The 14891-nt window shown below is 58.6% G+C and carries 14 protein-coding genes and 1 pseudogene; 4 read left to right on the top strand and 11 right to left on the bottom strand.

Annotation, left to right across the window (positions count from 1 at the left end):
• The 6 genes from Q4Q11_RS26840 to Q4Q11_RS26815 form a co-directional block, all read right to left on the bottom strand.
• The coding region (locus Q4Q11_RS26840) for a sugar phosphate isomerase/epimerase family protein (RefSeq protein ID WP_498571368.1) at positions 1-516 on the bottom strand (516 nt) is incomplete at its 3' end.
• A complete protein-coding gene (locus Q4Q11_RS26835) occupies positions 516-1592 on the bottom strand; it encodes a Gfo/Idh/MocA family protein (RefSeq protein WP_112509163.1) in 1077 nt (358 codons plus the stop codon). The genes Q4Q11_RS26840 and Q4Q11_RS26835, both read right to left, overlap by 1 nt.
• 11 nt (positions 1593-1603) lie before the next feature.
• Positions 1604-2422, bottom strand: coding sequence for a sugar phosphate isomerase/epimerase family protein (locus Q4Q11_RS26830; RefSeq protein WP_112509165.1), 819 nt, complete (start codon positions 2420-2422; stop codon positions 1604-1606).
• Between the two features lie 5 nt (positions 2423-2427).
• Positions 2428-3264 (bottom strand): carbohydrate ABC transporter permease, encoded by an 837-nt coding sequence (locus Q4Q11_RS26825; protein WP_498571367.1) that lies wholly within the window; start codon positions 3262-3264, stop codon positions 2428-2430.
• On the bottom strand, positions 3261-4193 hold the full coding sequence (locus Q4Q11_RS26820) for a carbohydrate ABC transporter permease (RefSeq protein ID WP_498571366.1): 933 nt from the start codon (positions 4191-4193) through the stop codon (positions 3261-3263). The genes Q4Q11_RS26825 and Q4Q11_RS26820 overlap by 4 nt, the downstream gene beginning before the upstream one ends.
• Before the next feature lies 1 nt (position 4194).
• The gene (locus tag Q4Q11_RS26815) at positions 4195-5541 is read right to left on the bottom strand and encodes an ABC transporter substrate-binding protein (protein ID WP_112509173.1); all 1347 of its coding nucleotides are present in this window, start codon (positions 5539-5541) and stop codon (positions 4195-4197) included.
• 177 nt (positions 5542-5718) lie between these two features.
• Between Q4Q11_RS26815 and Q4Q11_RS26810 the strand changes: the two genes are divergently transcribed.
• Both Q4Q11_RS26810 and Q4Q11_RS26805 read left to right on the top strand, forming a co-directional pair.
• On the top strand, positions 5719-6867 hold the full coding sequence (locus Q4Q11_RS26810; RefSeq protein WP_498571365.1) for a Gfo/Idh/MocA family protein: 1149 nt from the start codon (positions 5719-5721) through the stop codon (positions 6865-6867).
• 105 nt (positions 6868-6972) lie between these two features.
• Positions 6973-7923, top strand: a complete 951-nt coding sequence (locus tag Q4Q11_RS26805; RefSeq protein ID WP_498571364.1) for an alpha/beta hydrolase — start codon at positions 6973-6975, stop codon at positions 7921-7923.
• Positions 7924-7942: 19 nt separating this feature from the next.
• On the opposite strand, the gene Q4Q11_RS26800 is transcribed toward Q4Q11_RS26805, so the two are convergent.
• A complete protein-coding gene (locus Q4Q11_RS26800) occupies positions 7943-8977 on the bottom strand; it encodes a LacI family DNA-binding transcriptional regulator (RefSeq protein WP_498571363.1) in 1035 nt (344 codons plus the stop codon).
• A gap of 548 nt (positions 8978-9525) precedes the next feature.
• On the opposite strand from Q4Q11_RS26800, the gene Q4Q11_RS26795 reads away from it, so the two are divergent.
• The gene (locus Q4Q11_RS26795) at positions 9526-9831 is read left to right on the top strand and encodes an AAA family ATPase (RefSeq protein ID WP_498571370.1); all 306 of its coding nucleotides are present in this window, start codon (positions 9526-9528) and stop codon (positions 9829-9831) included.
• Position 9832: 1 nt separating this feature from the next.
• Here the strand turns inward: Q4Q11_RS26795 and Q4Q11_RS26790 are convergent.
• A protein-coding gene (locus tag Q4Q11_RS26790) for an IS5 family transposase (RefSeq protein WP_498571369.1) occupies positions 9833-10557 on the bottom strand; the annotation gives its coding sequence in 2 pieces (ribosomal slippage) (positions 9833-10254 and positions 10254-10557; 726 coding nt in all).
• Positions 10558-10829: 272 nt separating this feature from the next.
• On the opposite strand from Q4Q11_RS26790, the gene Q4Q11_RS26785 reads away from it, so the two are divergent.
• Positions 10830-12665, top strand: a complete 1836-nt coding sequence (locus tag Q4Q11_RS26785; protein ID WP_498571362.1) for a methyl-accepting chemotaxis protein — start codon at positions 10830-10832, stop codon at positions 12663-12665.
• Here Q4Q11_RS26785 and Q4Q11_RS26780 read toward each other — a convergent pair.
• The 3 genes and pseudogenes from Q4Q11_RS26780 to Q4Q11_RS26770 form a co-directional block, all read right to left on the bottom strand.
• A pseudogene (locus Q4Q11_RS26780) lies at positions 12666-12863 on the bottom strand (non-homologous end joining protein Ku); the annotation flags it as partial.
• A 430-nt stretch (positions 12864-13293) separates the two neighbouring features.
• A complete protein-coding gene (locus tag Q4Q11_RS26775) occupies positions 13294-14070 on the bottom strand; it encodes an SDR family oxidoreductase (RefSeq protein WP_112512924.1) in 777 nt (258 codons plus the stop codon).
• 53 nt (positions 14071-14123) lie between these two features.
• Positions 14124-14891 (bottom strand): aldose 1-epimerase (locus Q4Q11_RS26770; protein ID WP_498571361.1); only part of this gene is annotated, 768 nt, incomplete at its 5' end.

Here is a 14891-nt window from a genome sequence, read left to right as displayed (position 1 = left end):
CTCGCCGATCAGTCGCCGCGCATCGCTTGCCGAGGTGACGATATTGGCCTGCTCCGGCTCGATGCCGAGATCGACACCATGCCGTTCCGCCAGCTCCAGAGCCTTCGACGTTTCCGCCGCCATGTCGGCCCAGGCTGAAGGATCGCCATTGTCGGGATGATGGGCCCATTGGTCGTTCCGGTCGCGCGTTCCGGTGCAAAGCGTCACCAGCGGAATGGAGAGCGCTGCCGCCGTTTCGATGACAACGGCGAGTTGGATAAGGCCAGTCCGACGAACGGCAATATCGGGGTGAGCCATGTTGTAAGTGCCCGACAGCGCGACAAGCGAAATGCCCGTCGCCTGGACGGCCGAACGAACCGCCGCGATCGTTTCTTCCGAAACGGCATCGGGCATGGACGGGAGATCGCAGCAGGCGAGATTGAACTGCGCGCAAGCATAGCCACTGTCGCGCACGGCCGAGAGAACGCCGAGCGGCTCCGTTCCGGGAAAGGTTTTGGCGAAGATCCCGATCTGCATCAGACCGCTCCCGAAACCGATGCGAGCTCGACGCGCTCGCCCCGTTCTACCGATAGGGCGATCGCCACCATCGCGCGGATGGAGGCCAAGCCATCCTCGACATTGGCGCCGCGCATCGGCGTGCCGTTCAGCGCGGCATCGGCAAGCCCCTCCAGCTGCCGGCGGAAGAAATGGCCGTCGGCGCCGAGCGGCTTGCGGCTCGTCGCATCCTTCTCGTGGAAGATTTCCACTTCGCTCGAGCGGAAGTACCAGGGATTGAAGGTCTTCGCGAGAACGGAGCCGTTTTCGCCATAAAGCTGAAAGCCCTCATGCCAATCCATACGCACGGCGACCGTCAGGTCCAGATGACCGAGGGCGCCATTGGCAAACTCGGTCTCCACGAACCAGCAATAGGCGCCGGCGCGTTCGAGAAACCGGGCGCGAACGGCGACGATCTCGCCGCAGAAGAAGCGCGCGGTGTCGACCAGATGCGAGCCGTGCGCCAGCATGAAATATTGCCGAAGATCGGCCTTCGGATTGCCTGATGGCTTGCGCGCAAGCTTGCTGGTGACGGGTAAAGGCTGCACCGCATCCGTATTGGTGTAGCGGTGGGTGGAATCGCAATACCACGCCTTCATCGCAAAGATCTGGCCTATATCGTCGCGAACGAAATCGCGCGCCGCCTCAAGCGCCGGATCGAAGCGTTTCATGTGGCCGACCTGCAGGATCTTGCCGGACCGGCGCACGGCCTCGGCAAGCTGCTGCCCTTCCTCGACCGACACGCCGATCGGCTTCTCGCACAGCACATGCTTTCCCGCTTCGAGCGCCTTGATCGACATCGGTACATGGTAAGCGTCAGACGTCGCGACGATCACGGCCTCCAGCTCGGGATCAGCCAGCATGGCATCATAATCGTCATACATCTTCTGCGGCTCGTAGGTCGCGCCCATGCGGGCCAGAAGATCGGGTGCCGCATCGCAGATCGCATAGAGATCGGCATTCCTCGCCTTGACGCAGGATTCCAGATGCGCGAATTGCGCGATCGGTCCGCAGCCGAGGACTCCGACGCGAAGACGGCGACTTTCCTTTTCGATCATGGTTCTCTTCCTTATGCGCCGTAGCCGCGCATCGTTTGGCGATTGGCTTTGATGGCGGCGGCAGGATCGGCGCCGGCCCTCTCGGACTCTTCCTCCAGCACCAGCCAGCCATTGAAGCGCGGAGCAGCGGAGACGAGGGCGATCACGGCCGGCGTATTGAGAACGCCCTTGCCGAGCATCGCCCATCGGCCCTGCGCATCGACATCCTTCAGATGCAGGTAGCGGATACGGTCCTGATAGGTGCGCATTGTGTCAAGCATGTCGGCATGACCTCGCAGGACATGGCCGGTATCCGGTACCCAGCCGACCAGGTTGGGGTCGAGCAGAGCGAAGATGCGGTCGTAATCGGCGCGGTCGAACAGCAGCGTGTTGTGATGCGAGCTCGGATGCACGGCGACCTCAACGCCGGCTGCCTTGCCCAGCTCTCCGGCGCGATTGTAGAACTCGCCGGCAATGGCGAACTTGTCATCTCGCCGGCCGTCGGAAACGACGGTTGCTGAGCCGATGGACACGAGTGCGCCCGGGAAATGTGCGGCATAGTCGATCCAGCGCTTTGCTGTCGCAAGGTCATCCTTCAGCGCCTCGGCGACGGTAAAGCCGCTCTTGGAGCCAAAGGCGAAGGAGACGAGGGTCATGCCACAATCCCTCAGCGCATTTGCGAAGGCATACGGGTCCGCGCCGTAGCGGCCGATCATGGTGTCGGTGATTTCAATGCCGGAGTAACCGCCTGCGGAAATCGCCGACAACAGATCGTCTGTCGTTCCCGTCCAGGCCTTGCCGAGCATTTCCCATGTAAATGTCTGGCAGCCGACTTTTATGTCCTTGCGCATTCCCTCTATTCCTTGATTCCGCCTTGGGTCAGGCCTTCGATGATGTGTCGCTGGAAGAAGAGCACCAAGATGATGAGCGGTATGGTGACGACGGCCGATGCGGCGGCGATGTCTCCCCAAGGCACATAATATTGGTTGGTGAAATTGGCGATGCCGACCGGGATCGTCTGGCTGTCGCTGTCCGACGTGAAGGCCAGCGCGAAGAGGAACTCGTTCCAGGCGGTGATGAAGGCAAGCAGGCCCGTCGTGACCAGGCTCGGCAATGACATCGGTAGGATGATATGCCAGAGCAGACCGGCTGGGCCGACGCCGTCCATGCGGGCTGCCTCGTCGATCTCGCGCGGCAGCGTTTCGAAATAGCCGAACAGGACCCAGGTGACGAGCGGCAGTCCCAGTGCAAGATAGGTGATGATCAGCGCGGTATAAGTGTCGAGCAGTCCGAGATCGGAGGCGATGAGATAGAGCGGTCCGACGAGTGCGATCTGCGGAAACATCGATACCGAAAGAATGACGGCCAGGATGCCAAAGCGACCTTTCACATCGAGGCGCGAAAGCGAAAAGGCGGCCAGCGAACCGACGATCAGGCAGAGAGCAGTAGTCGAAAGTGAAACGACGAGCGAATTCAGCACATAGTGATGCAAGCCCTTTTCGACGAAGGCGTTGTAGTAATGCTCCAGCGTGAAGGGGTTCGGTATGAGCGAGGGCGTTCCCTCGGTCAGGGCCTTGTCGAGCTGGAGCGATGTCGAAAACTGCCAGATGAACGGGCCTGCGGACCAGATGAGGATGAACAGGGCGCCAAGATAGATGAGAAAGCTTTGGAAGATTGAGCGGTCTCCATTCATGTCGTCCTCCTGATCTGGCGTATGAGGAAGACGCAAAAGCCGATGGCGATCAGCCCTTCCGTGATGAACATGGCGGTCGAGACCGCCGAGCCGTAGCCGAATTGAAGCGTCGAAAAGAGCACCTTGTAGGACAGCGTCGAAAGCGTCTCGGTTGAATCGGCCGGCCCGCCGCCTGTCAGCACATAAACCAGGTCGAAAACGCGAAAGGCGTCGAGCGCGCGGAAAAGCCCGGCAATCAGCAGCGTCGGCATCAGGAGCGGCAGGCGGATCTTCCAGAAGGTGGTCCAGGCTCTCGCGCCATCCATGCGTGCCGCCTCGATCAGCGATTTCGGAACGGTCTGCAGCCCCGTCAGCAGCAGAAGCGCCATGAACGGCGTTGTCTTCCACACATCGGCAAGAATGATCGTCGTCAGCGCCGTATCGGGGGAGCCGTACCAGTTGACGTTCTGGTCGATCAGTCCGGCATGCAGAAGGATGAAATTGACGATGCCGTGCTCGCCGTCGAAGAGCCAGCCGAACATTTTCGATGTCACCACGGTCGGCATGGCCCAGGGCACGAGCATGGCGGCGCGGACCATGCCCCGGCCGGCGAAGGTCTCGCAAAGGATGAGCGCCATTGCCAGGCCGATGAATGTCTCGAGCAACGTCGAGATCAGCGTGAACCAGATGGTGTGCCACCAGGCATTCCAGAACGACGGATCAGCCAAAAGTTGCGCATAATTGGCGATGCCGATGAAATCATTGTCCTGGGTGATCAGCGAGCGGTTGGTGAAGGACAGATAGACGCCATTGACGATTGGATAGAAGGACACCGACGCGAGCGAAAGAAACGCTGGCAGCAGCAACAGCCAGGGCCAGAGGGCGCTTGATAGCGCCCTCGATTTGCCCAGGGTTTGCTCGGAAACGGCAACCGTCATCGTCACTGCCATATCAACCGACGATCTTGTTGATCTGGGTTGCGGCGGCCTGCAATTCCGCCTTGACGTTGCCGCTAACCAGTGCCTTCGAGATGCTGGACTGCAGTGCCAGCGTCACCTTGGCATATTGCGGCGTGATCGGCCGTGGCGTGGCGCCGGTGAAGACGTTCTGCAGGCTCGCCATGAACGGCTGCTCCGCCTTCAGCTTCGCATCCTGAAAGATCGCCGGACGTGAAGGCGCGAGGCCGAAATTAAGGGCGAGCCGGGTTTGGGTTTCCGGCGAAGACATCCAGGTCAGGAATTCGATCGCCGCTTCCCGCTTCTTGGAGTTGGCATTGACGCCCAGCTGGTAGCCGCCAAGACAGGCCGAGCTCTTGCCGCCGGCAAAATGCGGCAATGGCGCGACTGCGACCTTGTCGACGACATGGGAGGCCTTCGGATCCTGCGCGATCGGATAGACGTAGGACCAGTTGCGCATGAACATCGCTTCACCCGACGTAAACGGCTGGCGAGAGGGCTCTTCGTCCCAGGAGAGCACGTTCTGAGGACTGATCTTCGTCTTGTTGATGGTATCATACAGGAACTGGATCGCGGCGACTGCGGCGTCGTCGCCGATGACTGAGGATTTCCCATCGGCGGAAAGGATGGAACCGCCGTTCGATGCAATGATTTCCACGGCGTCGCAGACGAGAACCTCGGCCTGCTTGCCCTGCCAGAGATAACCGAATTTGGCGTCGCCGGCCTTCTGCGCCTCTGCCGCCATCGTCGCCATGTCGGCCCAGGTTTCCGGCACCTTGCCGCCGTGCTTTTCCACCAGATCCTTGCGATAGTAGAACATGCCGGAATCGACGAACCATGGCAGCGCTGTCAACTTGCCGTCATAGGTGCAGGCAGCCACCGTGCCGGGGAAATAATCGGCGCGCTTGTCTTTCGGGAAATATTCATCGAGCGGCAAGGCCCAGCCGGCTGAGGCAAAGCCCGCGATCCAGATCACATCCTGGCTGAAAACGTCGGGCGTTCCATTGCGGCGGGCAAGCTGCTGGACGAGCCCCTGATAGACTTCCGTCGACGAACTCGGCGGCGGCAACTCGATGAATTTGACGGTGATGCGGCTCTGCGACTCGTTGAAAGCCTTGACCAGCTCGCCAAGTCCTTCCTTGCCGAAGAAGCTGGCGCTGGCAAAGCTGATTTCCGTCCGATCGGCCGCGCGAGCCGGGCGGATGCCGAGGCCCGAGGCAACACCAAGGGTTGCCGTGCCGATTGCCGCACTGGCAGCACCCAAGAGCAGCTGACGACGATCGAGCATTATCGTTTGTCCGGCGCTCTTGGAGTGAGCCGGCGTCTTCTTGAAATCTGTCATGTTTCCCTCCCAGGAAGACTGGCGACCTCCATACCTCCACGCCAGTATTCGCACATGTTTCATAAAAATTTATCGCGCGTCAAGAAATAAGATGCTTTAAATCAATCCGCGAGTCAGCCTTCGGATTGCGTCGAGACGTGACATCCAAATGAGGTGCGTCAGGGAGGATTGGAAAATATGAGTGACAATTCAAAGACTAAACTTGGCATCGGCGTTATCGGCTGCGGCAATATCTCGATGACTTACCTGCGCAATGCAGCGCTGTTTGCCGACGTCGAATTGCGTGCTTGCGCCGATATATCTCCCGACGCGGCAGCGCTGCGTGCCCGAGAATATGGCATTCGCGCCTCTAGTGTTGACCAATTGCTAGCTGATCCTCAAGTCGACCTCGTGCTCAATCTCACCATTCCCGAAGTCCATTTCGACGTCACCATGTCGGCTCTATCAGCCGGCAAGCACGTCTTCACGGAAAAGCCGCTTGCAACGTCGGCGGCCGACGGCCGCGTTCTCGTCGCGGAAGCCAAGCGGCAGGGGCTGCAGCTAGGCTCCGCGCCCGATACATTCCTTGGTGCGGCAGGCCGCCGGGCGCGGCGCCTGATGGACGAGGGCGCGATCGGCCGTCCGGTCAGCGGCACCGCCTTCATGATGGGGCGCGGCATGGAGCACTGGCACCCCAATCCGCAATTCTACTATCAGCCGGGCGGCGGTCCGGTCTTCGATATGGGTCCCTATTATCTGACCATGATGGTGAACCTGCTCGGCCCGGTCGTGCGGGTCATGGCAATGGCGACGAAAGGTCAGGAAGAACGCCTGATCACCGCCGAAGGCCCATTCAAGAACACGCGCTTCAAGGTCGGCACTCCCACAAACATCCTGTCGCTTCTGGAATTCCAATCCGGCGCGACCGTAAATTTCGGCGCCTCCTGGGATGTCTTTCGCCATTCCAATCATCCAATCGAACTGCACGGCACGGAAGGCTCGCTGCGATTGCCCGATCCGGACACATTCGGCGGAACGGTGTCGCTGTCGGAACGTGGCGCCGATTGGCGTGATTTCAAAAGCGACGACGAGCTTTATGGTGCGAGGAACTGGCCTTACGCCGCACCGGACCGGGCGAATTACCGTATGCTCGGTGTCGCCGATCTCGCACGCTCGCTGAAGGAGGGCAGGCCGCCCCGCGCATCGGGCGACCTCGCACTCCATGTTCTCGAAATCATGGAGGCCATTCTCCAATCCGGCGAAAGCGGGCAGCCGGTCAGCATTGGTGCGGAGCTGATCCCGCCGCCGCGTCTTGGCGAGGATGAAGCGCGCAGTCTTTTGGACTGACTGCGACCAGAGCTGAATCCACTCTGGAATCAACGAAGCGGAGCAAGATGTTGTCCGAAAACCGGTCACACTTTTCGGCATCATACTCCAAGGAGGGGCAATCCAATGGAAAGGCTGGATACGAGCGCCCGGCGCATTCTGGTTATGATCAGTCGATCGAATGGCCGGCCATTTGAAACCGGCACGCCTCAGCAGGCTCGCGCGGACTACGATGCAAGCTGCGTGACGGTTCAAGGTTCGAGAGAGACGGTTGCCTCTGTGGAAGATCGCCAGATCGCCGGCCCGAATGGTCCGATCACCTTGCGGATCTATCGTGGCATCGGCGCCCCCTTGAAGAATGGTGCCGGTCTGATCTATCTGCATGGTGGCGGCTGGGTGATCGGCAATCTCGAATCCCATGACGAAATCTGCCGATGGTTCGCCAATCTTGCCGGATGCACCGTGATTTGTCCGGACTATAGGCTGGCGCCGGAACACAAGTTTCCCGCCGGAGTGATGGATTGTGCCGCGACTTTAGCATTTGCTGCGCAATTCGCCGCCGATCTCGGCATCGATCCTGGACGGATCGCGGTCGCCGGTGATAGCGCCGGCGGCAATCTTGCCGCGGTGCTGGCATTGATGTCGCGCGCCGGCGATGCCCCGCCGCTTGCGGCGCAGTTGCTGATCTACCCCAACACCGAGGCCTCGCCGACGGCCGATAGCTATCGCCGCTATGCCGAGGGTTTCGGCTTGACCGCCTCGGCGATGAGATGGTTTCGCGATCATTATGTCCGCACCGCAGCCGATATTGCCGATCGGAGGGTTTCGCCGTTGCTCGCCGAGACCGTTACCGCGGCGGCGGGCGCTTTCGTCCTTACCACTGGACACGATATTCTGGCCGACGAGGGCGTAGCCTATGCCAAGCGTTTGCGGAAAGAGGGAGTGCGCATGGTACAGCGCCACTGGCCAGGACAGATCCATGGCTTCGTATCGATGGGTAGATATATTGCGGAGGCTCGGGAGGCGGTCGAGGAAGCCGTTGCCGCCTGGCGCAGCCTCGAAATGGCTCCGCATTAAAGGTACGGCGGATATCGTTTCAGGCCGATTGCCGCATCACCAGCGTTCCATCCAAGCTGACCTTGCCCGCGATCGTCTGATCCGAGGCGCCCGGCTCCCCGAGCAGCGTCAGTAGCGTGCTGACGCTGCTTGCCGTCATGGCTGCGAAATCCTGCGCCATCGTCGTCAGCGGCGGGCAAATATAGCGGCTCAAGGGATGGTCGTCATGGGCGGCGACACGCAGATCATCGCCCTTTTGGCGTCCGACCTTCAGCCGATGCGCGAAGGCCGCCGACATCACGCCGAAAGCGAGGCGATCATTCGCGCAAAGAATGGTTTTGCGCGGAAGAGATCTCGCGCGAAACAGTCCGTCCATCCGTTCGTATCCGACGCGCTCGAACTCCCATGTGTAGGCGGTACTGGTAGGGATCACCAGAGGTTCGAAGCCGGCGGCTTCCATGGTGGCGATATAGCTGGCCAGCCGCTCCGGTGAGTTATGATTGACATGGGGTATGTCGAGATAGGCCGGTACATCTCCCGACCGGCAGAGATATTCCACGATCGTCGCGACGCTCTGGTAATTATTGTTGCCGATGAACGGCGTGTTGCCTTCGATATAAGTGTCGAAGTAAACGATGGGCAGGTTCTGCGCGAGCCGTTCGAAGGCGCGCGGATCGGATTTCAGTCCCAAGGGTGCGACAAGCGCACCGGCTACCTTCAACGACAACATGGTGTTGACCGCTTCGGCCTCCAGCTCCTGCAATCCATGCGACGAGAATACGATTGGCCAATAGCCCTCGTTGCGAAGCCGCAATTCCAGGCGATTGACCATTTCGGCATAAAAGGGGTCAGTGAGGGCGGGAACCAGGATGCCGATATTGCGTGTCCGCTTGCGATTGAGGTTCCGTGCATAAAGGTTCGGCTGATAATCCGAGGAGCGAAGCGCCGCCTCGATCAGCGCGCGCGTCGCCGGCTTCACACTGGTTGGATCGTCGAAATACTTGGAAAGGGTGGGGCGCGAAACGCCGCAGGACTTCGCGAAGTCCTCCATTGTCTTATGCGTCAATTTTTTCATCAAGGCCGACCAATTTCCGGGCTTCGTTCCACTTGCTGGTGGCCGTTATGCGTCTACATCAAAAGAAGTGCAACCGGAGAGGTAAATTTCAGGCAAGTTTTTTGCGCTTCATGTCACAATAAAAAGTGGCGCACGTAAATTTACCGGTCAATGCGTTGAGGGGGTTGGAACAAGAAGAGTGCGAAATCGATGGGATGGAAGGCTCCCGCTCCCACCCCAATCGGCCGCAAATCGGTCATTCCGTTGAGCGGACTCTAATAGGCCTTGCTTGCTCTTCTCGATAGCTGCCACGTATTCATATCCGAAACGGACGGCTGCAAGTTCCGGATTGGACGAAGTTTGAAATCCGAATTGGACGCATGTAAGTTCCGACTTGGACGCGCCGGCTATCTTGGGATTTGGTAGAGCCCAGGAGGAAAGATAGATTGCAAGCGGAAAGTCCCTCTAACCTCCTTTATCCACGAGGCGTAGCCGACCGAACTAAGGTTGGCTTGAAAGATACGCCAGATGTACTTGTTAACGGACCACGTCAGTGCGGCAAGACAACGGTGGCCCGAACCCTGCTCCAGACAGATCGTCCGTATGTCACGTTAGATGACGAAACGACCTTACTGTCAGCAAAGACCGACCCAGTCGGCTTCATTCGCCCGATCGATACCGCCATTCTAGACGAAGTGCAGCGTGCACCGGAATTGCTTCGCGCCATAAAACAAGCCGTCGACAACGATCGGCGGCCTTGCCGATTTCTATTAACCGGCTCGGCAAACATTCCCGCACTGCTGACGATTTCCCGACAGTTTGGTTGGGCGGATGGAGGTCGTTACCTTGTTGCCTCTAGGTTCAGGCCTCGTTAAATCAAAGCCAGAAGATGACGGCTGCGGCGATGCATATGGTTGAGAAGAAAGTATGCGCACATCGGTCGTAGCGCGTCGCTATGCGCCGCCAGTCCTTGAGTTTGGCGAAGAGGTTCTCGACCTTGTGACGCTTCTTGTAGAGCCCTTTATCGTAAGGATATGGAACCTTCCTGCTTCGGCTCGAAGGTATGCAGGGTTCGATGCCCTTTGCCTGCAAGGCTTCCCGGAATGACTTGCTGTCATAACCCCTGTCGGCAATCAGCGTCTTGGCCGCGGGCAATACATTCAGCACGAGACGAGCGCCCTTATGGTCGCTCATCTGGCCTTCGCTGAGCAGCATGATGATCGGGCGTCCCTCGCCATCGCAGACGGTGTGTAGTTTGGAGTCCAGTCCACCTTTGGTTCGCCCGATACGACGGGGAACATCCCCTTTTTGAGCAGGCTTGCGGCCGTGCGATGCGCTTTCAGATGTGTGGCATCGATCATGATGCGCTCGGGCCTGGGACCGTCACCGGCCAGCGCCGCGAAGATGCGGCCGAACACGCCAAGGCGGCTCCAACGAATGAAGCGATTATAAAGCGTTTTGTGCGGCCCGTAATCCCTTGGCGCATCCTTCCATTGCAGGCCATGCTTGATGACATAGACAATGCCGCTGACGACACGGCGATCATCGACGCGTGGAACGCCTAGTTCGATAAGTAAAGCAGGTTTCAAGGAGACTCTCAGTCGCTATCAGATGAATGAAGAAGTGAAGAACACATCCGATCCCAATATTGATGTCAGAGGTCGACGCAAGAATATCCTGGTTTATAGCCCGCCCGTAAATACAACTATCTAATAGTATCGTTGAAGTCGGTTTCTAAGCAACGTTTGTAATCCGACAAGATAATTCAGCGCGTCACCTCTGTATTGAGTAAAGTTAATTCTAAATCAACAAATCGGGCGAACTCTTATGGATACCCGACCCGCGCGGTCGTCCTCAGGAGCTGGAGGTTCGAATGAAGCGCCCGAGTGTCAAGCAGACTCTTATTGCAGTTTTGTCCGTCATCAGTGTCTTCCTCATCGTGCTGTCCTATAGTTCCCTCAGCACGATCTCGGCGCTGAACGGCAATACGCAGCAAATCGGTGGCTTTTGGATGAAGCGCCTTGTCACCGCGAGAGACATCAAGGGAAACTTCTCTGATCTGGAGCTGGCTTACGCTCGCTACCTGTTGGTGGCATCGCCAGAAAAGCGGGCCGCGGCAGCAAAGTTGATCGATGACATGGATTCTGCGGTGAAGGGCGCCATAGATGAATATGTAAAAGGTGTCCGCACCGATCGGGGCCGCGAACTGATCAACGAGGTCAACTCGGAACTTAAGAAGTACAATGAACTCGCCGAACAGCTCGTCCTACTGCAGGACGGTGGCAAGGGCGCCGAGGCAGTCAGTTTTTTCCGAGATAAGATGGAGCCGCAATCTGATCTCCTGGGCCAGAAGATTGCAGACCTGGTGGCTTTCATCCTGGGCCAGGCTGAAACCTACGTGATCGGAAGCAGCGCTACGGCAAGCTCAGCGTTTACGGAAACAGCAATAATCGCAGCTCTTGCGATCCTGGTTGCCTTTGCCGGCAGCGTATTTGCGATGTTGGGTATCGCAAATCCGATCCGGCGGATTGCCGCCGCCATGAAAATTCTTTCCGATGGCGATCTGCAAAGTACCATTCCCTACGCCGGCCGCGCAGATGAGATTGGCGCGATGGCCGCTGCAGTGGAGGTGTTCCGACAAAACGCAATAAATGTTCTTCGATTGGAGCAGGAGGCATTCACATCGCGGAGCCACGCGGAGTCGGCTCGTGCAACAGAACAGGAGCGTATCGAGAAAGAAACGCGACAGCTGCGGTTCGCCACGACAACCTTGGGCGAGGGATTGAAGCGCCTGGCTGGCGGTGATGTCTCCTTCGAGTTGATAGAGCCGTTCGCCCCGGATTACGAGCAATTGCGCGCGGATTTCAATGCCTCCCTCAAACAGCTCGGTTCAACGATCGGTGCCGTACTGAAGACGGTGCATAGCATCGACAGCGGAACGCGCGAAATCGCATCGGGAGCACAAGACCTTTCCAAGCGTACGGAACAACAGGCGGCCTCCTTGGAAGAGACAGCGGCCGCCCTCGATGAGATCACAGCTAACGTTACGACAGCCTCCAAGCGAACCGACGAGGCTCGCAACGTCGCACAGAAGGCCAATGTCAGTGCCGAACGTTCCGCGTCGGTGGTTTCTGAAGCCGAACAAGCGATGAGGCGTATCGAAGAAAGCTCGCAGCAGATTTCCAATATTATCAGTGTTATCGACGAAATCGCTTTCCAGACAAACCTGCTGGCGCTTAACGCAGGCGTCGAAGCTGCCCGTGCTGGGGACGCGGGTAAGGGCTTTGCGGTTGTCGCTCAAGAGGTTCGCGAACTCGCGCAGCGGGCGGCAACAGCGGCCAAGGAGATCAAGGGCCTCATTGAGAAGTCCTCAGTCGAAGTCGACAATGGGGTGAAACTTGTTCTTGAGACGGGCCAATCGCTCAAATCGATCAGTGACCATGTATCTGAGATTAATCAGCTGATGGCGGCGATCGCGACTTCAGCGCGCGAGCAGTCCACCGGACTTGCCGAAATCAACACTGCGGTCAACCAAATGGATCAATCCACTCAACAGAACGCGGCGATGGTTGAGCAATCGACCGCGGCGGCCGCATCTTTGTCGAATGAGGCGAGCAGGTTGCGCGATCTCGTCAACCAATTTCAGATTGACGGCAACACCGACCAGTCCTTCGCACTCAGAAGTACGGCACGGATCAGGGCAGCATAAGTTGAAGGTGGATGCGATCAGGCCTTTGCCGTGCGGTCGAATGAAGAGCGCGTGAAGGCGACGGAAGAGGACCGTGCGGGCATTCGCCGCGACCTTGGATTTTTCCATGCCGTTACGTAGTCGATAGAAAGCGTCGTTCCCCATCGAGACAAGATGGGAAGGCTTGTCGAAATTGATGTCGTCGGCCTCATCGCATGGTGTCGCTTGGCACGTAATTGGGCTCTTCCTCAATTTGTGTGGTTCATCTGCCGTTAGGGACAGTGTCGCTATGGGCGGGGATGCGAACGAAATCGAAATGGCGCCTAGACTACTATGGATCGACCGATGGTAGGAGCCGACGATATCAAGCGCGAGGTAGCGCTCGAGTTCCCTTAAGGTCAGTGCCACATGCCGCTTGGAATTGTAGTCGCCGAGCTCTCTTTCATTGCTGAACGCTGTGCCGAGCAGCAGATGTAGCCTCCCCATCTGCGTGCCGATCAGGCGCTCAATGTGCCCACCAAAGCGCGGCTCCCCCCGCGGTCGCCATTCGATCGCGATTCCGGCGTCCTGGCATCCTCTCTGCAACGCCCGCAAGGCAAACCCGGTCAGTTCGGATTGGCATCATCGGGACGCACCTGCGCTTCAATTGTCATTGGTGCTGCAGCACGCTCAGGCCGCCGTCGATCGTCAAGCAGGTGGCGTTCATGAAGGGGCACTCGTCTGAAATCATGAATACGGCAGCAAGCGCAATTTCCCGGGGGGTGGCGATGCGCCTGCCGGGATGCAGTTTCAAGGTTTCTATCTTTGCCTTTTCCGGATCGGAAAAACTGCTCCAATAGTCGATGACTTTCTGCGTTTCGACATAGCCAGGTGCCAGGGCATTCACGCGCACATTTTTTGCCGCATATTCGATCCCCAGCGACTTAGTCATGCCAAGCAGAGCATGCTTGGCGAGAGGATAGGGGAACGTGTGCGGAATGATAGTGAAAGCATGGGTCGAGGCGATGTTGAGGATAACCCCGCCATCGCGGGCGATCATATCAGGCAGAACGGAGCGGCAGCAATTCCAGGCACCCTTGAGGTTGATGTCGAAGCAGCGGTCCCAATCCTCGTCCGCCAGCTGCAGCGGCTCGGCAAAGACGTTGACACCGGCATTGTTGACCAGCGCATTGATGCTGCCGATCTCCGCCGCTGCTTTACCAACGGCCTCGCCGATGGCGACGGCATCGGCGATATCGGCCGCCTGATAGCCGACGACGGCTCCTCCCTCCTTCAGCTTGGCAGCAGTCGCTTCGAGAAGGGCTTCATCGCGGTCGATGAGAAAGACATGCGCGCCTTCGGCGATAAAAACCTCGGTGATTGCCAGGCCGATCCCCTGTGCGGCGCCGGTAATGAAGACTCTTTTTCCTGAAAGGCGATTTGGCATTCGGTGTTCCTCGTTCGGCTTGATCCGAAATTTCAGCGATGAGCGGTCGCGGGCTATTCCGGATATTTTCGCGGCCGCAGGTGGATCGACCCTGCAAGGCTTTCACCGGGCTGCAGGATTTTCAGATCCCCCAGATCCGGAAGGTTATGGCCGTTCGCAAGGTGGGACATCGGCTCGAAGCAGAAATAGTCGTGGCGAAATGCTGGGTTGAGGTCTGTGTCGGGGACGAAGATGAAGGCGTGCCTGATCGATGCGTCGGCAGTCAGCCGCAGACTGGCGTGCCTCTCCGGCCAGACAATCCGCGCTTCGCCGCTCCATCCCTCGAAGCCGTTGTTGACCCAGCGGCGAGGAAGTGGCGACGGGCGGGAAAAATCGAGATCTGCCGGAACAGCGGTGCGTTCTCCCGGCAAAAAGCCCTCGGTCTCCGTCCAAAATCGCTGCGCCGGTGCGAAAAGCGTCGTTTGCGGAGTCATCGGGAAATAGGGATGCCAGCCAAGCCCGAATGGCAGCGCCTCCGCGCCGGTATTCTCCACACTCATCTGCAGCGTCAGCCCTTCGGATGACAGGGCGATGGTCTGCCTCGCATCGTAACTGTAGGGCGTATTTTCCCTTCGATGGCGGAAGCCGATCTGCAGTTCGTTGCCGCTGCGGGAGAGAATGGACCATTCCCCCTGCCAGCCGTCGCCATGCAGATAATAAGGGTCCGATGCCGTGTTCGGCCGAAGCTGGTGGTCGCGTCCTTCGAATGTGAACCGGTTGTTGCGGATGCGGTTGCCGAAGGGGAGCAGCGGATAGCAGGCGGACGCGGGCGCACTTGCATC

The sequence above is a fragment of the Rhizobium sp. UFLA01-1127 genome (assembly GCF_059803845.1).
The sequence above is the reverse complement of the archived record's forward strand: the minus strand, read 5'-3'. Positions and strand labels throughout refer to the sequence as shown.